General features: G+C 39.6%; 1 protein-coding gene. It reads left to right on the plus strand.

Annotated elements, in window-relative coordinates; genetic code table 11:
- Positions 1-492, plus strand: a 492-nt coding sequence (locus B5V81_RS08620; protein ID WP_212113103.1) for a YadA-like family protein, incomplete at its 5' end; no start/stop codon positions are given.
- Positions 493-614 lie beyond the last annotated feature (122 nt).

The raw sequence follows: 614 nt of genomic DNA on the forward strand, positions 1-614 counted from the left end.
GATAAAGAGACCGGAAAGAAAACCGGTACGATTACTTTAATAGGTATCGATGACAGCCAACCAGTAACAATAGACAACGTAGCTGATGGTGCGGTTAATGCTGATTCAAAACAAGCTGTTAATGGCGGTCAATTGAAGCAGAAGATGGATGAAGTCCTTGAAAATGCAAAGCAGTATACGGATAATAGTGTTAATAAGGCTAAATCCTATACCGATATGAAGTTTGAAGCATTAAGTTATGATATTCAGAATGTGCGCAAAGAGGCAAGACAAGCAGCAGCAATTGGTTTGGCAGTGTCTAACTTACGTTACTTCGATGACCCAGGATCTTTGAGTGTTTCATTTGGTGGTGGTTTGTGGCGTGGCCAATCTGCTTTTGCTATTGGTGCAGGATATACATCTGAAGATGGCAAGATTCGTTCTAATTTATCAGCAACCAGTGCCGGAGGTCAGTGGGGTGTAGGGGGTGGAATAACGCTAAAATTAAAATAACACCATATAATACGAAAAACTACAATTTAACGAAATTTTCGCCCTTGTCTCTAATAAGGCAAGGGCGAAAATTTATATTATAGAAAAGGAGTATTTTACAGAGAAAGTCATAAGGGGTGGAT

It is taken from the genome of Bartonella queenslandensis (genome assembly GCF_018155095.1).
Lineage (GTDB): Bacteria > Pseudomonadota > Alphaproteobacteria > Rhizobiales > Rhizobiaceae > Bartonella > Bartonella queenslandensis_B.